Origin of the sequence: Chryseobacterium sp. PTM-20240506 (genome assembly GCF_048296755.1) — a bacterium.
GTDB classification, from domain to species: Bacteria; Bacteroidota; Bacteroidia; order Flavobacteriales; family Weeksellaceae; genus Chryseobacterium; species Chryseobacterium proteolyticum.
On the sequence record NZ_CP182581.1, the window covers coordinates 2,759,320 to 2,782,056 of the forward strand.

At 39.3% G+C, this 22,737-nt stretch carries 13 protein-coding genes, 2 tRNA genes and 3 rRNA genes; 10 read left to right on the forward strand and 8 right to left on the reverse strand.

Annotated features, from left to right (window positions below; all coding sequences use genetic code 11):
- Positions 1-85 precede the first annotated feature (85 nt).
- The 5 genes from ACNFU2_RS12195 (at position 86) to ACNFU2_RS12215 (ending at position 5,374) form a co-directional block, all read left to right on the forward strand.
- Positions 86-664 carry a hypothetical protein gene (locus ACNFU2_RS12195; RefSeq protein WP_273649843.1) on the forward strand — a complete coding sequence of 193 codons (579 nt, stop codon included), beginning with the start codon at positions 86-88 and terminating at the stop codon, positions 662-664.
- Positions 665-760: 96 nt separating this feature from the next.
- Positions 761-1,561, forward strand: coding sequence for a WxL protein host-binding domain-containing protein (locus ACNFU2_RS12200; protein WP_273649844.1), 801 nt, complete (start codon positions 761-763; stop codon positions 1,559-1,561).
- On the forward strand, positions 1,554-4,310 hold the full coding sequence (locus ACNFU2_RS12205; protein WP_418121884.1) for a hypothetical protein: 2,757 nt from the start codon (positions 1,554-1,556) through the stop codon (positions 4,308-4,310). The genes ACNFU2_RS12200 and ACNFU2_RS12205 overlap by 8 nt, the downstream gene beginning before the upstream one ends.
- Positions 4,307-4,837 carry a hypothetical protein gene (locus tag ACNFU2_RS12210; protein WP_418121886.1) on the forward strand — a complete coding sequence of 177 codons (531 nt, stop codon included), beginning with the start codon at positions 4,307-4,309 and terminating at the stop codon, positions 4,835-4,837. Before ACNFU2_RS12205 ends, ACNFU2_RS12210 begins: the two co-directional genes overlap by 4 nt.
- Positions 4,838-4,858: 21 nt before the next feature.
- Positions 4,859-5,374 (forward strand): hypothetical protein, encoded by a 516-nt coding sequence (locus ACNFU2_RS12215; protein ID WP_418121888.1) that lies wholly within the window; start codon positions 4,859-4,861, stop codon positions 5,372-5,374.
- A 55-nt stretch (positions 5,375-5,429) separates the two neighbouring features.
- Here the strand turns inward: ACNFU2_RS12215 and ACNFU2_RS12220 are convergent, their stop codons facing one another.
- The 3 genes from ACNFU2_RS12220 to ACNFU2_RS12230 all read right to left on the reverse strand — a co-directional run bounded on the left by ACNFU2_RS12220 (position 5,430) and on the right by ACNFU2_RS12230 (position 11,060).
- Positions 5,430-7,331: a SusD/RagB family nutrient-binding outer membrane lipoprotein gene (locus ACNFU2_RS12220; RefSeq protein ID WP_418121890.1), complete on the reverse strand. Its 1,902-nt coding sequence runs from the start codon at positions 7,329-7,331 to the stop codon at positions 5,430-5,432.
- Between the two features lie 10 nt (positions 7,332-7,341).
- Entirely contained in the window at positions 7,342-10,242 is a 2,901-nt protein-coding gene (locus ACNFU2_RS12225) for a SusC/RagA family TonB-linked outer membrane protein (RefSeq protein WP_418121892.1), read from the reverse strand.
- A 224-nt stretch (positions 10,243-10,466) separates the two neighbouring features.
- Positions 10,467-11,060 carry a PadR family transcriptional regulator gene (locus ACNFU2_RS12230; RefSeq protein ID WP_172280977.1) on the reverse strand — a complete coding sequence of 198 codons (594 nt, stop codon included), beginning with the start codon at positions 11,058-11,060 and terminating at the stop codon, positions 10,467-10,469.
- Between the two features lie 251 nt (positions 11,061-11,311).
- Here ACNFU2_RS12230 and ACNFU2_RS12235 point away from each other — a divergent pair, with 251 nt between their 5' ends.
- From ACNFU2_RS12235 to ACNFU2_RS12255, 5 genes are all read left to right on the forward strand, one after another.
- Entirely contained in the window at positions 11,312-12,394 is a 1,083-nt protein-coding gene (locus ACNFU2_RS12235; RefSeq protein ID WP_418121895.1) for a cupin domain-containing protein, read from the forward strand.
- Positions 12,395-12,430: 36 nt separating this feature from the next.
- Positions 12,431-13,318, forward strand: coding sequence for a fumarylacetoacetate hydrolase family protein (locus ACNFU2_RS12240; protein ID WP_418121897.1), 888 nt, complete (start codon positions 12,431-12,433; stop codon positions 13,316-13,318).
- A gap of 23 nt (positions 13,319-13,341) precedes the next feature.
- Complete coding sequence (locus tag ACNFU2_RS12245) at positions 13,342-13,845, forward strand: DinB family protein (protein ID WP_418121899.1); 504 nt, start codon at positions 13,342-13,344, stop codon at positions 13,843-13,845.
- Positions 13,846-13,880: 35 nt separating this feature from the next.
- A complete protein-coding gene (locus tag ACNFU2_RS12250; protein ID WP_418121901.1) occupies positions 13,881-15,173 on the forward strand; it encodes a spinster family MFS transporter in 1,293 nt (430 codons plus the stop codon).
- Positions 15,174-15,235: 62 nt separating this feature from the next.
- Complete coding sequence (locus tag ACNFU2_RS12255; protein ID WP_418121903.1) at positions 15,236-15,907, forward strand: hypothetical protein; 672 nt, start codon at positions 15,236-15,238, stop codon at positions 15,905-15,907.
- A gap of 186 nt (positions 15,908-16,093) precedes the next feature.
- Here the strand turns inward: ACNFU2_RS12255 and rrf are convergent.
- The 5 genes from rrf to ACNFU2_RS12280 all read right to left on the reverse strand — a co-directional run bounded on the left by rrf (position 16,094) and on the right by ACNFU2_RS12280 (position 21,255).
- Positions 16,094-16,202: ribosomal RNA gene (rrf, locus tag ACNFU2_RS12260) — 5S ribosomal RNA — on the reverse strand.
- 161 nt (positions 16,203-16,363) lie between these two features.
- Positions 16,364-19,118, reverse strand: a 23S ribosomal RNA gene (locus tag ACNFU2_RS12265).
- A gap of 172 nt (positions 19,119-19,290) precedes the next feature.
- Positions 19,291-19,364, reverse strand: a tRNA-Ala gene (locus ACNFU2_RS12270).
- 86 nt (positions 19,365-19,450) lie between these two features.
- Positions 19,451-19,524, reverse strand: a tRNA-Ile gene (locus ACNFU2_RS12275).
- A 214-nt stretch (positions 19,525-19,738) separates the two neighbouring features.
- A 16S ribosomal RNA gene (locus tag ACNFU2_RS12280) occupies positions 19,739-21,255 on the reverse strand.
- The 16S, 23S and 5S rRNA genes sit together here with 2 tRNA genes alongside, the layout of an rRNA operon.
- Between the last annotated feature and the right edge of the window lie 1,482 nt (positions 21,256-22,737).

Here is a 22,737-nt window from a genome sequence, read left to right on the forward strand (position 1 = left end):
TAAGGAGTCATAAAAAAGATAAAATCTTTTATACTTTCTCTTTATTTTATTAACTTCACTTGAAAATTAATAATAACTAACTACCATGAAAAAATTCACACTTCCATTATCATTATCTTTAGTTGCGTTGGCCATTTCAGCCCATGTAAACGCACAAGATACCAACACCGACAATCACACCATTACGATTTCCGTTCCGGAAGTTGCGCTTGTTGATATTGAACCTGCGGCTACCAAAAATATTACTTTAGGATTTACAGCTCCTACAGAAGCTGGACAACCTATTGTTGCAAGCCCTGCCAATACAACACTTTGGCTTAACTACTCTTCAATAAAATCAGTTGCAGATCCATCCCGTAATGTTACCGTTCGATTAAATGCTTTAGTTCCCGGGATAGACATTCAAGTTACCGCAGCAGCGGCAACAGGTGCTGGTGCGGGAACATTAGGAACGCCATCAGCTCTGATTACATTAAGTGCAGCAGACCAGACAATTATCTCTGGGATCGGAAGTGCTTATACCGGAAATGGAGCTAATAACGGCCATAATCTTACGTATGCCCTTGCAGCAGGCAGTGGACCTGGCGGAGTTGCAGCTTACGCTGATCTACAAGCTACAGCGACAACTGTTGCTACTGTAACTTATACTATTTCGGACAATTAATATCTGAAAATACATATTTGAATAAGAAGAAATCGCTTTGTCAGTTTCTTCTTGTTCATCTATTGCATGATCTTCAACTTAAAATTTTTAATAAGAATGACAAAGCGAATCTTTCTTCTTACTTTCCTGATCTTACCTTACCTATTTTTGCATGCCGGTATCGTTGTGCTTAATGGGCTTTCGCATAATTACAAGGTAGAAAACGGACAGATTTACAAAGGAAAAATAGCCTTGCAAAACACCGGTGACAAACCTCAAAATGTGAAAATATTTTTACAGGACTTCAGTTACCAGTCAAATGGTTCTATCTACTATACAACTCCGCATACGAATGAAAGGACCAATACGGATTGGATAAGGCTTAATACAACCTTTCTTACTTTAAAGGCTAAGGAAAAAACAGAGGTCTTTTATGAAATTACCGTTCCTAATCAATTAAATTCTCCCGGTAGTTACTGGAGTGTTGTCATCGTTGAACCTGTAGATGAAATAAAACCGAGTGATAGTAAGCAGGGAATTAATATTACTTCTGTTGTAAGGTATGCCATCCAGATCATAACTGATTTTGATTCCGAAAAGGTAAAACCAGATCTAAAGTTTGAAAATATTAAAGTTGAAAAAGAAGAGGGCAGACAAATATTAAAAATTGCCATCGCAAACCAAGGAGCAATCTATTGCAGATCAACGGCTTCCGTTGAGATATACAACCGAAAGAATGGTGAGAAAATAGGTACATTTTCATCACAGGCAATGGGACTATTACCGCAAACCTCCAAATCCTTTCCTATTGATATCAGTAAAATGCCTCCCGATAAATATACTGCAGTCATCATTGCAACAGATGAAGATGAAAACGCATTTGCTATCAATGTGGAACTAGAAGTAAAAAATGACTAGAAATTGGGCCTTATATCTTTTCATACTATTCCCAGTACTTATTTTTTCACAAAAACAATCCAGAGAAATTGTCAATAAAAAAGATAGTATACTACCGGGAACGGCTTCTTCTATTTCTTTTTCCCTGGAAAATACGACTTCTCAGAATAAGGTTTATGATATTGTCATTGAAACTTCAAATCAATACATTATTCCCATTTTAAAGAAGAATCAAGTTTCAATTGCAGGCGACGAAACTTACCTATATCTGGTACCATTGCGTATAGCCACAGAAACACCGCAGGGAAAATATACCATAACATTACGAGGTTTGGGAAGTGATAAAACCGATCAATTTATTAAAACGGCAGAAATAAATGTTCTCCCGGTCAGAAAGCTTTCAGTAACGGCAATCAATTCTCCGGAATTCGTAAAAGCAGGTGAAACCATCACCTCCTCTTTTCTACTTAAAAACAGTGGAAATGTTACTGAAAAACTGATCCTGGAAAGTAAAAATGCCGTGGTAGATCACGATGCAACTCTCCTTTTACCTCCTGGCGAAGCAAAAGTAATCAACGTCAGTAAGATCACAAATCCGGATCTGGGTAAAAATGAATATCAAAATCTTAACCTGTCCGTGTATTCAGTGGATCATCCGGCAGAAACCCAAACGGCTTACAGCAGTACGAAAATTATTTCCGTTAAACCTGGTGAAGATGATATATACCATCGTTTACCGATTTCCGCCTCGATGGCTTTTATTGGAATGAAAAACAGAGGAGAATACCACGATGGCTTCCAGGGTGAATTGTATGGTAAAGGAACGCTGGATAAAGAAAATAAAGGGACATTGGAATTTCACGCTGTAACTTCCAACCCGGTTGAATTCAATTCCTTCACCCAATATGAGGAATATTTTATTAACTACAGACGGGATGAATTTTTCGTTCATCTGGGAGACAAGACCTATTCTTCGTCTTATCTTACCGAGTATGCACGATATGGCCGGGGAGCTGAAATTCGTTATAATTTCAAAAAGGTCAGTATCGGAGGTTTTTACAATCACCCTAGATTTTTCCGCGATATCAAAGATGAATTCAATGTATATTCTACATTCAGGCTTAATAAAGAATCTGAAATTACAGCAGGTTATTTGTACAAGATTCCAAGACCCGGTGAAACAAGTTTAAGTTTCAGTGGTCTCAGATTGGATTCTGATGCTCATCTTCCCTACGCTACCGGAAAATTCAAACTGAATAAAAATCTTGATGTTTCCGGTGAAGTAGCCTATAGCAAAACAGATCGAATGGAAGGAAATGCCTACATGGTTCAGCTTCTTGCCAGCTACACGAAAATCAACGGAAATCTGATGTATATGAAATCAAGTCCTGATTTTGCAGGATATTTCAGCAATACAAGCACATTTAACGGTAACATCCAGTATAAGATCTCCTCCAGGCTCAATGCATTTGCCAATTATGTACAGGATGCCCGAAATTTTCAAAGAGATACTTTGTTTTTAGCAGCTCCTTACAGAAATTATTTTCAATATGGAATAAGCTACAGGTATCTCAAAAATGGTTCTATCATGCTATACAACGGATATCAGAAATATAAAGATCGTCTTGAACCGAGACAGTTTGACTATTATGAAAGATTCGTAAGGGTAAGTATTGATCAGCAGATTGGTATTTTTCAGGTCAATCTTCAGGGGCAATTTGGAAAGACAGATAATTATCTGAGTGGATTTACGGGAAATTCCAGCTTTTACACCGTAAATCTGGCTTTTGAAAAGCTGAAAACCTCCTTCAATGTATTTGGAAGTTACGCAATAACTTCCCGGTATCAGTTACAAGACCAGGAACAGATATACTATGGTGCCCGTGTTATAAGTAGATTCTCACCGAAAACAAATCTTAGTATTTTCTATCAGAATAACTATATCCCTGAAGAGTATTTTAATGACCGCAACCTTTTTGAGGTCTTATTTCATCAGCAGATTTTTCCGGGCCATGAATTTGATGTATCAGGTAGATATGCTTTGCAGAGAGGACAATTAGGAAACAAAGATTTTATTTTTTCATTACGATACACCTGGCGTCTGAATATGCCGGTACAAAAAACTGCAGAGTACACCACGCTATCTGGAAATATCGGAAATCTGGGAGTTAAAAAAGTGGAGGGCATAAGACTTACTATGGGAAATCATTTATCCATTACAGATAAAAACGGAAATTTCATTTTTAAAAATATAAATCCGGGAGACTATATTTTAGAAATCGACCGTTCAACCACTGATATTAATGACATTCCGGATATCAGCCTTCCTGCTACTGTATTGTTAACAAATAAAGAGAATATATTTAATTTTGGTTTAACTACTGCTGCCGCTATTCAGGGAGTTATTCAATTTAAGGAAACTACGGATCCCAACCAACTCAGTTTTGCTCAGTTCCAGCTTAAGAAAGAGAAAAAAAGAAAAGAAAGCATCATTATTGAAGCTTCCAATGGAGACCAGACCTATCGTAAAATAGCTTATATAGGAGAAAATTTCGATTTCACCTATTTGCGCCCTGGAGATTGGGACATTAAGTTGTATAGAAATGGCCTTGACAAACGCTACAAAATATCAATGGATGCCTTTCATTTTACCTTACATCCTTCTGAAACAAAATCCCTTGTTATTGATGTCGTAAAGCAGCAAACCGAAATTAAGTATCAAAAAGAAAGCATAAAAGTAGGATATAATACCATAAAAAAACAAAAATGAGATCACTATCAGCCTTATTTTATGTGATATTTATTTCAATAATTTCAATATCTGGCAAAGCTTTTTCGCAGATCTCAGTTGCTGCGACGTTACCTATTGTAACATTATTGGATATAGAACCTGCAGGAAACATCACATTAAGTTTTACAGCCCCTACTGAAGCAGGCCTGCCTTTGGTAAATCCAGCATTAAATACAACAAAATGGATCAACTATACTTCGGCCATCGCTGCTGGTGGCCTCACAAGGAGAGTCACAGCATCTGTTAACCAGGTAATTCCCGGAATCAATATAAGATTACAAGCTGCTGCTGCATCCGGCTCGGGTGGAGGCACATTGGGTACTCCAGCTGCACAGGTAACCTTAACCACAACAGCAGTCAATATCATTACAGGCATAGGAGGTGCATTTACCGGAAACGGAGCTAACAATGGACACAGACTAAGCATTAGCTTAGTTCCCAGTACTTATGGAAGCATAACGAGTACCAATACTCCCGTAGTCATTACCTATACCATCACCGAATAAAAAAAAGAAATGGAATACAATATGAATTTTTTAAAGAAAGGAAAACACGCTATAAGTAGTCTGTGTGTTTTTTTATTAATCATATTGACGGGCTCTTCTCATGCACAATCTTTAACGGTAGGTGGCAGCAACTGGACCGTAAGCATCCCTCCTATCACTGAAGCAGGAACAAATTATGCCGGAACGTATGAAAGTGCAACCAATCAAATTCTTCTGGCTGCAAGTGTCCCTTTATTACTTGGTACGGCTAAGGTAACGGTACGCTATATACCGGATCCCACATGGAATAATTCTCTGGTTTTAAATATAAGGAGAACAGGTAACGGAACCACAGTTTGCGTATTATGCTCCATCACCGGAGGTACAACTTACCAGGCTATTACACAAGCTGATCTTGAATTATTCAGAATTACTGCTGTATTAGCTCTTGCCTCATATAGCAATATTCCTCTTCAATTGGAATTAACGGGAGTATCTGTAACAATTCCGGCTGCAACTTATAACGCAAGGATAGTTTTTACAATAGGACCGATATAATTTAAATAAAAATCCCTGCTCAAGGTCTGAACAGGGATAAAAAGAATTATTTTTATTAGTGTTTTGCCCACCATAGCGGAGTCAGTATAGCATCTTCTGCCCCTAAAAGCTGTACAGCTTTCTGATAACCATCGGGATCCGAATTACGGAAACTGCTTGGATACCTTAGTCTCTGCGGAAAATTCTTAATTGAGTTGGTCATATAATTACCTGTTGTAATAGCTGGTAAGTTAACTAAGGGAGTTTCCACAGCCGGATTTTCAAAAAACGGCAATCCCAGCCTTCGGTGGTCATTCCATGATTCAAGCGGAAGCCACGGCATGTTAGCCAAATACTTTTGCGTAATGATTTTAGTTAATTTATCATTTTTAAATGCTCCATTTTTGTATATCGTATTGACTGGATAGTTAATAGAGACTGAGACCAAATTATTGGTCGCCGGATCTTTGTACTTCATTGTGTGTGTTGCTCCAGGTTCCGAAATATGACTGTATGCAACAGAAGTTCCGTCACGGTTATAATCGGTAGAAGCAATATACTGTCCGTAAAATTGAGAAACCCCATTATAAGTAAAGCTATCCTGGATCCCTTTGTTATAGGCGGCTTCATCGCTCATTGGAGTAGACCATCCTTTCAAAGCAGCTTCTGCAATCAGGAAATAAGATTCCCAGCTCGCAAAAAATATCCTGGAATTAGCGCTTTCCCTGTATTGCTTACCCAACGCCGGTGCACGGCCAATTAATCCTCGTAATCCATTCCTTTGTCCTTTTTCGGCCCAGTTTCCAATAGTAAATGCATTCCAGGTATTGACTGCATTTACAGTAATGGTTGTATTATCTGAAAATTTCAGTTCTCCATAATTGGTTTTGGCATCGTTGGTATAAGTAGGATAAAGAGAATAAATAGGATTGTTGAAATCACCGGGAATGTAAAATGTTTTGTATGCCCTAGGATCCATTTTGTTCGGAATTCCATCCAGCCAATATCCTGCAGATGGATCATTAGTAAGTTTTGTGAACTGCTCATCATATCTTATTCCAATATAATCTTCGTCCCGTATTGCACTATGCTTATCAGCGCTAAGTTGATCTGCAGAATTTATACCTCCCAATCCAACATATAGATTGTTAAGAGTAGCAGATAATAACTGTGAATTCCATTCACGCGACATCACACCGGTAAGAGCATCCCATCCCGGCTTTTCCGCGACACTAAAATTTTCGGTACTTACACTGATAAAATTATTAGTTGCCACAGCCGCCTCAAATTCTGATTTTGCCTTAGCCGGATCTACTCCAGAAATTCTCATTGCTATTCTCATGCGAAGCGAATTGGCATATTTAACCCATAAATTCCATTTTAATTTATAGGCAAGATCATATTTTGAGATATTGTCCGCAGGCACCGGCTGATTAAGATCGATTTTGCCCACAGCATCTTTTAATTCCTCCAGGATATAGTAATATACTTCTTTTTCAGAATTAAAATCAGGATTAACTGCCTGAAATGCCTGGATCGGCTGAGGTCCGAAATTATCCGAAAACTCACTCATTAGATAGGCTCTCCATATACGGGCAACCTGAATCAAATTGTCATAATGAGGCAGCCCCTGACCCTTAGCTTTCTTTTCATTGGCAATTTGAATCGTAGCATTGGCATTATTCAGCCATTGTGAGATATACTTCCAATATTCCACACTCCACGCATCATTATCCGTACCGCCGGCTATACCCGTACTGAGATGCTGCCTTGCTGCTGTTTTCCAGTATAACACAAAAACTCTTTCTGCAATATTGGGATCTTGCTGTGCTCCTAAGATTGAACTGTTTAGAAAATATTCAGGCTGTACCTGATCAATATTGGCAGATAACGGATCTGTATTAATTTCTTCAAAATCTTTACATCCTGAAAATGCTACAAAAATTAATACGAGAAGTGTAATTATATATTTTTTCATGGGTATTGTATTAAAATCCTAAGGTTATGGTAAATAAATATGATCTCATGGTCGGAAAGGCAAGGTTTTCAAAACCTACCGCATTTGAACTTATAGCGAACACTGATTCGGGGTCAATTCCCTTTGCCTTACTATAGATCATCCAAACATTATTTGCTGTGAATGCCACTTTAGCGCTTTTTATCACAAACTTTTCAAACATTGTCTTTGGAAAGTTATAAGAAACCTGAATATTTCTTAGTCGTATGTTCGTTGCATCATAAATATTCTGTTCTGTAATACCTAAATTTCCTGTGGTAACCGCTTCCCAGTAATTCTGCTGTGTGATCTCTTTAGTGTTGGCTGTAAAGCCTCCATTATTTCCGGCAACGACTCCGTCCACTACAAAATTATCGCGTTTTCCGCCAGGTGCAGTATCTTTCGCTAAACCTGATTTTTGCAATGCTAATTGGGTTCCTGAGAAAAATTCTCCACCGATACGCCCGTCAATCTGAAAGGAAAGACCAAAATTTTTGTAAACAAAACTATTGGTAAAACCAAATAATGCTTTAGGAGACTGATTTCCCAAATAGAAAAGACCGGTTTCCTTTTGAGGCGCACCATTTCCATCTACGATCAGTTTACCAAAATAAGGACTGCTTGTATCTTCAACCCTCTTAAATTTGGAGCCGAATATAGCACCATATCTTCTTCCAACCTCTGCGAATATGCTTACATCATCAAATCCGCCAAGCGAATATTTAGTAACCTCTCCATCGATCTTATCAATTCTGCTTGTCATTTGGGAAAAGTTGATATTCGCATTCCATGTAAAATCCTGTTTTTTAACAATATCCGTATTGAATACTACTTCAATTCCCTGATTCTGCAGGCCTCCTGCATTGATCTTTTTTTTCTCATACCCTGAAAGAGGATTCATTGGCAGGTTGATCAGCTGATCTGTTGCTTTGGTATTGTAATAACTGACATCCAGTGAAATCCGGTTAAATAATCGCAGATCCAGACCAACTTCAAATGTTTTAAGTTTTTCATTCCTTAAGTTCGGATCATATAAAATCTTTTTCCGATCTGCTGTTACGTTTCCGTTAGGATCTTTTTTAACTTCAAAAGTATTGTAGAGTTCATAAGCTTCCAACGAGTTTCCAGTTACAGCATAAGAAGCTCTTACTTTAGCAAAAGATAAAAATTTGAGCTTGGTCCCGTTTATTTTTGCAAGCATATCGGTAATAACCAATGAAGTACTTATTGAAGGATAAAAATAAGACCGGTTTTCTACCGTAAGCGTTGATGACCAATCATTCCTTGCTGTAGCATTAATAAACCAATATCCATCATAATTTATTTCTGCTGCTGCAAAAGCTGAGTTGATTTTTTTATTTAAAATTACTTCCCGTATGTCGGGATTACCTACAGAATTATTGATATTAAAAAAGTTGGGAGAAGTCAAATTGGGAGCTGAAAGATAGATCGCATTTGTCCTTGTTTCCATCATTTGTCCATATATCGATAAGGAACCACCCCATTTTCCAATAATATTGTCCTTTTTGGCATTCAAACTCGTTATATAATTATTCTCATAAAACTTTTCCTGGCTTGTATTATAAGAATTATTCAGCCTGGATCCCGTCCATGTTTTCGCATTGGCATCCAAGGAATAAAAGTCCGTTCCTAAGCGAACATCTGCGCTCAGCCAGTCATTGAATTGATATTTAAGATAGCCACTTAGCAAAAAGCGGTCTTTTTTATCTTCATTCAACCTATTGTAAGAAGCCCAATAAGGATTAACTCCGTTATTTGTTATCCATCTCTGCGTAACGTTATTCTCGGTCATTCCTTCTTTGTAATCTCTTATATCAATATTTCTCGGCATTAATAAGACACTACCATAAGTATTATTATCCAAACCTCCATTAGGACGATTATTTGCCTTGGTACTTATATACTGGATTTTCACATCAGTTGTCCATCTCTTTTGCGCCCCGAAATTAGAATTCATTTTAGCCATGAAATTCCATCTTTCATACTTCGAGTTGGGAACCTGACTATTGTCGTATAAATAATTTCCGGAAGTATATAAGTTTGTTCCCTCGCCCAAGTTTTCCTGAAAACTTATTGTATGTTGGACACTCGTACCTGTCCTGAAAAAACCTTTAAGGTTATCATAGACTTTCATATCTGTTCCATCGATCTGGGGTCCCCAACTGTTTGTATTATCAAGATTACTTGGCAGATTTGGAAGTCCGTTGCTTCCCTGAGCAAAGTTACTTTGCAAGTCGGGCTTCATAAATATCTTTTCAAAACCTAAACTTGTGGAGTACGTGATGCCAACTCCTCCTTTCTTTTTGCCGGATTTCGTTGTGATGAGAATAACCCCGTTTCCAGCTCTTGCTCCGTATAATGCCGATGCAGCTCCTCCTTTAAGAACAGAAATAGTTTCGATATCGTCAGGGTTAATATCACTTAAACCATTTCCCATATCAGTATCCGGGTTCCACAAATCATTATTCTTTGCCCCGTCCTGGCTCCTGCCTTTTACTCCGGCTGAATTATTAATGGGAATACCATCCACGACAATTAAAGGCTGGCTATCTCCTTCAAAGGAATTGAATCCCCTGATATTGATTCTGGAAGATGAAGCTGGACCAAATCCGCCCTTTACAACCTGAAGTCCCGCCACCTTACCTGTTAGTGCATTGGTGACATTGTTTTCCTTAGCGTCTACTAAAGCCTGTCCTTTAACATCCTGGAAAGAATATCCCAGAGATTTCTTCTCTTTTTTCACACCATATGCAGTAACAACTACTTCATCAATTTTTGAAGTTTTAATTGAATCTGTAGATTGTGCATAAAGCCCATTGAAACAAAAGAATGCAGATTGTAGTAGACCAATCCTAAATAGTGTTTTATTCATATTATATTAATGTGATGTGACACAAACATAATATTTTAATACTATTTAACAAAGTAGCAAAATCTAAAAAGAGGAATTAATGTATAAATTTGAATCTAACACATTTATATTCAAATCAAAAAAATGACGACAAAGTGAAATATTCCACTATATTTTAACCGGAATATCGTGTTTCTGTTGCATTATAACAATTAGGAAAATCAGAATATTTACCTAACAGGCTTTTACAAATCATTTTCTGAAAAAAAAGAATAGGCAAATTGTCGAATTCGTTTTGCCTGTTCAACCTCAAACCTTGCCTTGGCAGCAATTTCACCATAAGCAAAAGCACGCGCCATCTGAATTTTTTTAAACTTCTCTTTTGGAGTAGATTCCGATCTCATTTTCATCAGCTTGTACTCATTGGTTTGTATTTTATAGGTAGCTTCTTCAAGCTGGCGTGCTCTTTTTTCAAATTTTTCAATATGTTTATCTATCACAGAAAGTGCCTGTTCTAAAGTACACTTTTCCATGTAAGAAGACCAAAGTAAAAAAGGCTCCCGAATGGGGATATATTGAATATCATCCTGAATCCAATCATCAAGCTCTTTTCGACCGGTGTCGGTAAGGGTATACTGCTCCACATTCATTTTTTCTCCCCTGATACTATTTTCAGTTTCTACCAGGTTGCTCTCTTTCATACTTTTAAGAGCATTATAAATCTGGCTAGCTGTAGCACTCCAAAACGGAACTACTGAAGTACTCAAATTTTGAGCAATTTCGTAGCCTGTCATAGGGGCTATTTCCAACATAGACATAATGATGTGTTTGGTCGACATACAGATGTTTTATACAAATATAATCATTACAATTCTATTTTCTCATCAACTTAAAAATATTACTTAAAATACTATTTAAAAATGATATTGAAAAAACAACACATTATCAAAATATTTAAATTTATTCAAATTTAATTTGGAAAATTCATTTATTTATATCTAAATTTAACATCATCATATTATTTCAACTATAAAGGCAGTAATCCATATTTTGTAAAAATAAAATAAAATAATATCATAAATACTATATTATGGAACAAAAAGCAGCATTATACTCCAAACTCAAAGAGCAGAATTTAACTCCTCTTTGGCTTGTTGAGCAAGATGTATTACCACTACACCCTAGTCCGGCTGCTATCCCCTGGCTTTGGAAATGGGAGCAGTTGCATCAATTGGCAGCAACTGCCGGTAAGCTGGTAAACCTTGAAGACGGAGGGGACCGACGTGCTTTAGGATTAAGCAATCCCGGACTTAACGGAAAACCTTATGCTACTGAAACCCTATGGATGGCATTACAATGGTTAAATGGTAAAGAGATCGCTCCTCCACACCGCCATATTGCACAAGCCTCAAGATTCATTATCCAAAGTGAGGGATCCTATAGTACTGTTGAAGGAAATAGAATTTTTTTGGAAAGAGGAGATTATGTACTTAATCCTCCCATGCTATGGCATGACCATGGTTCTATTAATGATAATCATGCAATATGGCTGGACGCTTTAGATATTCCGCTTACCAACTATCTCAATGCGAATTTTTTTGAATCCTACCATCTGGATCAACAGGAAATAACCAAGAAAATGAATGCGTCTGTACTGAAGCATGGCAATGGTAATTACCGTCCTTTGTGGGAACCTTCTATCAATGAGTATCCTCCGGTATCAGTTTTTAAATGGAAAGACACCCTAAAAGCACTTAATGATCTTAAAGAAGCAGATGAAGCGAGTCCTTATGATGATGTTGCCCTGGAATACGTCAATTCATTCAATGGAAAGGCAGTCATGAAAACCTTTGGTGCATCAATACAAATGATCCGTCCTAAAGTACATACCAAAGCTCATCGTCATGTTTCCAGCAATGTATACTATGTTTTTGAAGGAAATGGCTATTCAGTGATAGATGGGGTACAATTTAACTGGTCGGAAGGGGATTTCTTTGTGATTCCTACCTGGGCCTATCATGAACATTGTAACATTTCAGAGGATTCTGATGCAATCCTATTCTCCGTAAATGATACCCCGCTGATGCAGACACTCGATAAATACAGAGAAGAACCTTATCTCGAAAACGATGGTTATCAAACCGTTCGCGAAGTCTTTAAAAGTCCTCTCTAATTCTTCTAATCAATTTAAAATTTTAAAATACATCCAATGAAATTATTAATGTTTACCGTGGGCTTTTCACAGCCCAAATTCGGGGCTTTTGTTCAGGAAAAAATCATTGATCTTAATGAAATTGCCCGCCTGGCAAAGCTTTCCCTGCCTCCCAGTATACAAGAATCTCTAAAAAGCAGTTCCGGATTATCAGATGCTGAAAAAGTTATCGCATATGCTGTGGCAAACTGGAATCAACTTCCGGAAAATGCGATTTGGAAAGAAGATCAGATTGAATGGCTTCCTATAGTAGGATCTCCCGAAAAAATTGTATGTGTGGGACTGAATTATAAGCACCATATTATGGAAATGAAAAGAGAAATGCCTTCCACACCTGTATTATTTGCTAAAATGGCAACGACATTAAACGGACATAGACAAGATGTTCCGTATATAGACCTCTCTAATTCTTTAGATTATGAAGCAGAAATGGCTGTTATTATCGGTAAAAAAGGGAAAAATATAAAAAAAGAGAATGCCTTGGAGTATGTAGCTGGGTATTCATGCTTTAATGATGTAACAGTACGTGAATATCAATTTAGAACTATTCAGTGGATGCAGGGAAAAAACTTTGATGGACATGGACCTATAGGCCCTATGCTGGTAACCCCCGACGAAATAGAAGATCTTGCTGCTTCCAGAATTACCCTTCGACTCAATGGAGAAGTAATGCAGGAGTCTTTTATTGGTGATCTCATTTTTGATGTTCCCACCCTTATTGAAGCTATATCAGAAATCATGACCCTGAATCCCGGAGACATCATCGCCACTGGCACTCCCTCTGGTGTCGGATTTGGGAGAACTCCAAAAGTATTCATGCAAAGAGGAGATGTAGTGGAAGTAGAAATTACCAATATCGGCTTGCTACAAAATATTATTAAATAAATACGATTCTTAAAACATAAATCATGAGCAATACAACATTAACTCTTGAGGAGATCAAGGAATCTCTTCAACATTCCCAAAAAAAATTCTTGGATTTACTAGACAAAGTTGTTCCCACACAAAAGCTATATATAAGGCCTTCGAGCGAAGAATGGTCTTCTGGTATTGTATTCTGGCATATTGGTGAAGCCCGGATTTTCTTTGTAAACGAAATCCAAAAAGTATTGGATGATCCTTCTATTTCTATTGGTAGAAAAATGGATAATCCAATTCGTTTAGCCAATATAGAAGAAGCGGATAAGACTCAACCATCACCAGTAGAAATCCGGGACAGGCTGGAAAAAAGCTATACCGAAATTACCCGTTTATTTGAAAAGCTGACCCCTTCCGACTTAGAAAAGGAAATTCAGCATATGAATCCTAAATTCGGATTAATGAAACTTAGGGATTTTATTGATCATTTTATCGTTGAGCATGATGCTATCCACGTTGCCCAAATTAACAGGGTCGTGAGTCAGATCAACTAGGGATATAATATATTCACATAAAAAATAAAACTTATATGGACTCTCAAATTTCTGAGCATAAAAGGCTGGGGCAAACCCAGCCTAATTATGCACTACTATTACTGACTTTGGTATTTGCGCTAGGGTTATTGGACCGGGTTATTTTCAATGTACTTTTGGACCCTATCAGAGAGGAATTCCACCTATCAGACACTGTGATGGGTTTATTATCAGGCTTCGCTTTCGTTGCATTTTATTCTGCCATGACCTTTCCCGTTGCAAGACTTGCCGACCGATATAACAGAAGGAATATTGTGGTTACAGGACTTACTATATGGAGTGCCATGACTGCTTTTAGCGGACTTGTGGCTAATACTCTTCAGCTTACTATTGCCAGGATCATGGTTGGCTTTGGAGAGTCAATGGGGTCTGCTCCTGGTCATTCTCTTCTTTCCGATTTTTTCCCGAAAGAAAAGCGTCCTAAAGCTTTCAGCATTTATTCCGGAGGTCTTCACATTGGAATACTGTTAGGCTATATCATTGCTGGTCTTGTAGGCCAAATGCTGGGATGGCGTTATGCCTTCTTTTTTGCCGGAGCACCAGGACTTATACTTGCTCTCATTATCCGTTTAACAATGAAAGAACCATTACGAGGCAGCTCAGAAGAACATTACAAACTAAAAGAGCTTGGAATTCCTTTAAAAGAAGCCCTTAAAGACATTTTTAGCCGGCAAAGTTATCTTCTTGTACTCATCGCAACCACTATGGGAGCTTTCGTGATTTATGCATTAAGTACGTGGGAAGCAACTTTCCTCAGAAGAATTTATCACTTTAATGGAAAACAAATAGGATTGATTGTAGGAGTGGTGAAAGGGGGAACGGGTCTTGCAGGTGCCTTTCTCGGAGGATGGCTTTCTAATACCTTTGGAAAGAAAGATTATAAATATATCTTACAAATCCCAGCTATAGCAACATTTTTATGTGCCGCCTTTTCTCTTGTATTCCTATTTTCCACAAATGCTGCTATGGCCATTATAGGACTCGGTATTACAACATTTTTTCTCGCATTTCATATTGGAGTATCGTGGGGTGTAGCTCAGACAGTCACACGTGTTGAAGTACGTACACTGGCAGCTGCAATATTAACCATATCCTGCAACTTTATCGGTCATGGATTTGGCAGTTCTATCCCAGGCTTTTTCAATGATCTTTTGTCTGAAACATATAGTGTTAATGCCATACGCTATTCATTGTTATCTGCAACAGGTGTAGCATTGCTAGCAAGTATCATTTATTGGAAAGCTTCAGGGCTTCTAAGAAAAGACATTAATACAATAGAACAAAGATAGATTTATTCTTACTGTTTTTGATACAACCTATTTTAATTGTTCATCTTAAAACTTATATCTCTATGCTGTATTCGTATAAAAAAAATTTCAGCTATTGCCTTTTACTTTTATCATACTTATTCCATGCACAAATCACCAATGATAGTATCCCATCTCCACCGATAATTCAAACAGAGATTGATGCAGGTTATAGAAAAATACTGCTGTCCACAATTGTTACAAAAAAAATTGATAGACAGAAGAAATTTAATTTTCTTAACATAACAGCTGTACACAGCTTCTATACTAAAGATGATCGCCGTTTTGATGAAGTATTTAGTAATATGGCTGTAACCTATAATTACGCAGGTCCTTTTGCGGCGGGTGCCGGAATGAAATTCGTTAATACTACCGGAATTACTCCTTTTCTAACAGCACAATATTCCAAACGTACTCCAAGATTATCCGCTATAATACTTCTTTCTTACATGGTAATCAATATTCCTTTGCGGGAAGCTATTGTAATGATCAATTATCGGTATCCAATCAATCGAGATTATCAGCTCTTTACCCAGCTACTGGCCACTACCAGCTGGTTAGATTTTAAACTACACCGTAGAAGTCAGCAACAATTTCGGATAGGATTGGACAACAAAGCCTTTCAATATGGACTTGCTATAGATTTTGATCAGTATGACTTAAACCCTGTAACCAAAACCAATGTTGGATTGTTTCTTCGAAAAGAGTTTAGATAGCTAGCATTAATAATAAATGATGAATGATAAATGATAAAAGATCATTTATCAATCATCAATGATAAATGATCACTGACCCTTATCGTTTATCATTTATTCCTATGGTATGGTAGGTATAGATGTGTATAGGTATAGTTATAAAACAAAAAAGTCTCATACAAATTCATGTATGAGACTTTTAATAAAAACTGGCGGCGACCTACTCTCCCGCTTGTCGCAGTACCATCGGCGCTGGTGGGCTTAACTTCTGTGTTCGGAATGGGAACAGGTGAGCCCCACCGCTAAAACCACCCTAAAGAAGGTATATAAGATATCAGAGGCTAGATTTCAGATTTCAGACTCATTATAAAGTCTGTCATCTGATGTCTTGTATCTGACATCTGTTTTATCGGTAAATTTCATCACAAAGGCAAAACCAGTATTGCACTTATAAGACTTGAACTAGTGTAACCTATAGGCTATAAATCTACGGGTAATTAGTACTACTCGGCTATGCTGTTACCAACTTTACACCTGTAGCCTATCAACGTGGTCATCTCCCACGACCCTTAAAAGATGTCTCATCTTGAGGCGAGTTTCGCACTTATATGCTTTCAGTGCTTATCTCTTCCAAACATAGCTACTCAGCGGTGCACCTGGCGGTACAACTGATACACCAGAGGTTTGTTCAATTCGGTCCTCTCGTACTAGAATCAAGCCCTCTCAAACATCTAACGCCCGCAATAGATAGAGACCGAACTGTCTCACGACGTTCTGAACCCAGCTCGCGTGCCACTTTAATGGGCGAACAGCCCAACCCTTGGGACCTTCTCCAGCCCCAGGATGTGACGAGCCGACATCGAGGTGCCGAACCTCCCCGTCGATGTGAGCTCTTGGGGGAGACTAGCCTGTTATCCCCGGAGTACCTTTTATCCTATGAGCGATGGCCCTTCCATACGGAACCACCGGATCACTATGTCCTGCTTTCGCACCTGATCGACTTGTAGGTCTCACAGTCAAGCACCCTTATGCCATTACACTCTACGCACGGTTACCAAGCGTGCTGAGGGTACCTTTGAAAGCCTCCGTTACTCTTTTGGAGGCGACCACCCCAGTCAAACTACCCACCACGCAATGTCCTTCCTAAAGGAAGTTAGGCTCCAAGTAAGTAAAGGGTGGTATTTCAACGTTGACTCCACAAACACTAGCGTGCCTGCTTCATAGTCTCCCACCTATCCTACACATTACTTACTCAAAGTCAATACGAAGTTATAGTAAAGGTTCACAGGGTCTTTTCGTCCCATTGCGGGTAATCGGCATCTTCACCGATACTACAATTTCACCGAGCTCGTGGCTGAGACAGTGCCCAGATCGTTACACCATTCGTGCAGGTCGGAACTTACCCGACAAGGAATTTCGCTACCTTAGGACCGTTATAGTTACGGCCGCCGTTTACTGGGGCTTCAGTCAAACGCTTCGCTTACGCTAACGCCCTTCCTTAACCTTCCAGCACCGGGCAGGTGTCAGACCCTATACAGCATCTTTCGATTTAGCAGAGTCCTGTGTTTTTGATAAACAGTCGCCTGGGCCTCTTCACTGCGGCCACCATTGCTGATGGCGTCTCTTCTTCCGAAGTTACGAGACTATTTTGCCTAGTTCCTTAGCCACGACTCACTCGAGCACCTTAGGATTCTCTCCTCGACTACCTGTGTCGGTTTTGGTACGGGTTGCTTCACTTCGGCTTTTCTTGGAAGCACTTTCCCTGCAGCAGCTTCGCCCGAAGGCTAGGCCTTGACTATTCCGTCAGTCTCCAGCAGGTACGGCACTCCGTCCCCTTTTTAGTGTGAGCAAGTATGGGAATATTAACCCATTGTCCATCCACTACCCCTTTCGGGTTCGCGTTAGGTCCCGACTAACCCTCAGCTGATTAGCATGGCTGAGGAAACCTTAGTCTTTCGGTGAGGGGGTTTCTCGCCCCCTTTATCGTTACTTATGCCTACATTTTCTTTTCTGTCCGCTCCACAATACCTCACGATACTGCTTCGGCGCAAACAGAATGCTCCCCTACCAGATGTACAATGTACAAATCCATAGCTTCGGTAATATGTTTATGCCCGATTATTATCCATGCCGGACCGCTCGACTAGTGAGCTGTTACGCACTCTTTAAATGAATGGCTGCTTCCAAGCCAACATCCTAGCTGTCAATGCAGTCCAACCGCGTTGCTTCAACTTAACATATATTTGGGGACCTTAGCTGTTGGTCTGGGTTCTTTCCCTCTCGGACATGGACCTTAGCACCCATGCCCTCACTGCTGATCAACATTTATTAGCATTCGGAGTTTGTCAGGAATTGGTAGGCGGTGAAACCCCCGCATCCAATCAGTAGCTCTACCTCTAATAAACTTATAATCAACGCTGCACCTAAATGCATTTCGGGGAGTACGAGCTATCTCCCAGTTTGATTGGCCTTTCACCCCTACCCACAGGTCATCCGAAGACTTTTCAACGTCAACCGGTTCGGTCCTCCACTCTGTGTTACCAGAGCTTCAACCTGCCCATGGGTAGATCACAAGGTTTCGCGTCTAATCCTACTAACTATCCGCCCTATTCAGACTCGCTTTCGCTCCGGCTCCGGACCTGAAGTCCTTAACCTCGCTAGTAAAATTAACTCGTAGGCTCATTATGCAAAAGGCACGCCGTCACCCAACTTGTGGGCTCCGACCGCTTGTAGGCGTACGGTTTCAGGTTCTATTTCACCCTTCTATTCGAAGTGCTTTTCACCTTTCCTTCACAGTACTTGTTCACTATCGGTCTTTCAGGAGTATTTAGCCTTGGAGGATGGTCCCCCCATATTCAGACAGGATTTCACGTGTCCCGCCCTACTCATTTATCATCTATATATACCTTTCGAATACCGGGCTATCACCGTCTATGGCCGCACTTTCCAGTACGTTCTTCTAAATATATAAAGACTTTTGGGCTAATCCGCTTTCGCTCGCCACTACTTACGGAATCTCTTCGATTTCTTTTCCTCCGGGTACTTAGATGTTTCAGTTCTCCGGGTTTGCTCCTCTTACGAGGTAATACATCTTCAATGTATTGGGTTGCCCCATTCGGACATCTGCGGATCAATTCGTGTGTGCCAATCCCCGCAGCTTTTCGCAGCTTACCACGTCCTTCGTCGCCTCTGAAAGCCTAGGCATCCGCCATACGCCCTTAACGATTTCTTTCCTATTTTTAGGTTACTCAAGCACTTATAAGTGCTCGGTTTTCTCTTTGTGATGTCTTTACCGTTAATGTCAATGATCTTTATTTCTTCTGTATTAATGTAAAACGTATTCATGTATCAATGACGGCTCTCGTCATGAGGTTTACATGCTTCTTTTTTACATATACAAACTGTGGAGAATAAGGGAGTCGAACCCTTGACCTCCTGCGTGCAAGGCAGGCGCTCTAGCCAGCTGAGCTAATTCCCCCTCTAGTAGACTTCAGATATCAGATCCTAGATCTCAGACTTAATGTCTCATGTCTTATATCTGATCTCTTCCCGTCTTATAATTAGTAGTCTCGGGCAGGCTCGAACTGCCGACCTCTACATTATCAGTGTAGCGCTCTAACCAGCTGAGCTACGAGACTTTGTTTTAGATGTTAGATTTTAGATATCAGATGTTAGACTAATCTCTAACTTCTAATTTCTAACTTCTTTTCTAAATCTCTTCCCTTTTACTAATTTCTAGTGGGTGTTGTATTTTTTTATATATCAACCAAATAAAAAACTAAAGCTTCTCTTTAAGTAAGTACATGGTACACTTAAGTACCTTTATTTTGTTTAACGTTCTTCAACGCTCTAAAATGAGATGTTCCAGCCGCACCTTCCGGTACGGCTACCTTGTTACGACTTAGCCCTAGTTACCTGTTTTACCCTAGGCAGCTCCTGTTACGGTCACCGACTTCAGGTACCCCAGACTTCCATGGCTTGACGGGCGGTGTGTACAAGGCCCGGGAACGTATTCACCGCGCCATGGCTGATGCGCGATTACTAGCGATTCCAGCTTCATAGAGTCGAGTTGCAGACTCCAATCCGAACTGAGACCAGCTTTCGAGATTAGCATCCAGTCGCCTGGTAGCAGCCCTCTGTACTGGCCATTGTATTACGTGTGTGGCCCAAGGCGTAAGGGCCGTGATGATTTGACGTCATCCCCACCTTCCTCTCTACTTGCGTAGGCAGTCTCACTAGAGTCCCCAACTGAATGATGGCAACTAGTGACAGGGGTTGCGCTCGTTGCAGGACTTAACCTAACACCTCACGGCACGAGCTGACGACAACCATGCAGCACCTTGAAAAATGTCCGAAGAAAAGCCTATTTCTAAGCCTGTCATTTCCCATTTAAGCCTTGGTAAGGTTCCTCGCGTATCATCGAATTAAACCACATAATCCACCGCTTGTGCGGGCCCCCGTCAATTCCTTTGAGTTTCAAACTTGCGTTCGTACTCCCCAGGTGGCTAACTTATCACTTTCGCTTAGTCTCTGAATCCGAAAACCCAAAAACGAGTTAGCATCGTTTACGGCGTGGACTACCAGGGTATCTAATCCTGTTCGCTCCCCACGCTTTCGTCCATCAGCGTCAGTTAAGACATGGTAACCTGCCTTCGCAATTGGTGTTCTAAGTAATATCTATGCATTTCACCGCTACACTACTTATTCCAGCTACCTCTACCTTACTCAAGACCCGCAGTATCAATGGCAGTTTCATAGTTAAGCTATGAGATTTCACCACTGACTTACGAGTCCGCCTACGGACCCTTTAAACCCAATAAATCCGGATAACGCTTGCACCCTCCGTATTACCGCGGCTGCTGGCACGGAGTTAGCCGGTGCTTATTCGTATAGTACCTTCAGCTACCCTCACGAGGGTAGGTTTATCCCTATACAAAAGAAGTTTACAACCCATAGGGCCGTCATCCTTCACGCGGGATGGCTGGATCAGGCTCTCACCCATTGTCCAATATTCCTCACTGCTGCCTCCCGTAGGAGTCTGGTCCGTGTCTCAGTACCAGTGTGGGGGATCACCCTCTCAGGCCCCCTAAAGATCATTGACTTGGTGAGCCGTTACCTCACCAACTATCTAATCTTGCGCGTGCCCATCTCTATCCACCGGAGTTTTCAATATCAAATGATGCCATCTAATATATTATGGGGTATTAATCTTCCTTTCGAAAGGCTATCCCCCTGATAAAGGTAGGTTGCACACGTGTTCCGCACCCGTGCGCCGCTCTCTAGATCCCGAAAGATCTATACCGCTCGGCTTGCATGTGTTAGGCCTCCCGCTAGCGTTCATCCTGAGCCAGGATCAAACTCTCCATTGTATGTTTGTCTGACTCACTCAAAGTTTTGACGCTTTAGTTTTTCCTTACTTGGTTGTTATATTGTATTTCAATGATCTCTCTTCTTCCGCTTTTCTCTAAAGCTTTTTTTCTGTCGTTTTTGCTTTAGATTTGCGAGTGCAAAAGTAATTAATGTTTCTGAACTGACCAAATGTTTTTGAAGAAAATTTTAAAGTTTTTTCTGTAACCTTAATCCCTCTCTAACACTTATCTCAATTTTACTCCGCGCTCCCTTAATTGGGACTGCAAAGATACAAACTTTTCTCAATTTTCAAAATAAATTATTATTTATTTTTTTAAATCTTCGTTTATAATTACCCTCTTCTGCGCTACCTACTATCTCTCGTTTTCAGTGGGGCAAAAGTACACCTTATTCATCACATAATCCAAATCATTTTATACTTAAATTCATATTTAGTTCATATTTGATCTTAACTCACTGATAAGCAACTTAAAAAATTTCAATGCTTTTTCCTGGGTTTAGAATGATAAAGGCGAAAACATAAGAGAAAACTGCCATAACAAGGGAAAAGGAAAAAAATAAAAGCTATAAAATGAAGGGTTTTCTATGGAAAAATGGAGGGTTGAGACAGGAAAAACAAGAAGTAGAAAGGGAAAAGTAAGGAGAAAAATGGAAAATGAAGTGCTGAAGAGTAAAGAAAAAAATATCTGACTAAAAAAAAGACTGCAATAAATTCGGTTTGAACACAACAAAAAATATGATGTAGCATTTTATAAGATCAATAAGTATCTCTTTATTCTTTATTCTTTATTCTTTATTTAAATTTCCTCCTTTTTCACCACATTGTGGTAGCTTGAATAATAAATCAACATACTTATTACTGGTAAAGGTGCAAGATAGGGTCTTTATATGATCTCCGATTATATTGATATTCGTAATCCATATCATTATGCCCGTTATTAAAGTATAGATCATATTATATCTTGTATTGCTCCGGATGACAGGATAAAATCTTTGAGCTCAAATTTCCTAGGATTTAGATCCTGTTCCTAAAGTAAAGCTTTTCATCAATTGCAATATACTATTGGGATATCTTTATTCCGGATAAGGTCATTCTTCCAGGCATATAATTCATTAAGCTGTGCATGCAATAACAATATGGAATAATTTATAATTGATTAAGATATTATTGGTGATTGGCGATTAAAACCTAAAAGTTGAAAATTAAAAATGGAACGTTTTTAAGTTGGCTAAAGCCACTAGGATTTTGGAGGCTATTACTGAAGGGCTAAAGACCACCTCTATTGATGAAAGCTTGTAAAAGAATAAAGAGCCTAAAGTAGTAGTAGTAGTAGTAGTAGTAGTAGTTGTTGTTGTTGTTGTTGTTGGAAGAGGAATAAAATACAAAGTCCTACTAACTATGAATGATAAATGATAAAATGATGATTGATAATGAGCCCTATTAATTGATATTTGTCTGTTAATCAATAATGATTGATAAT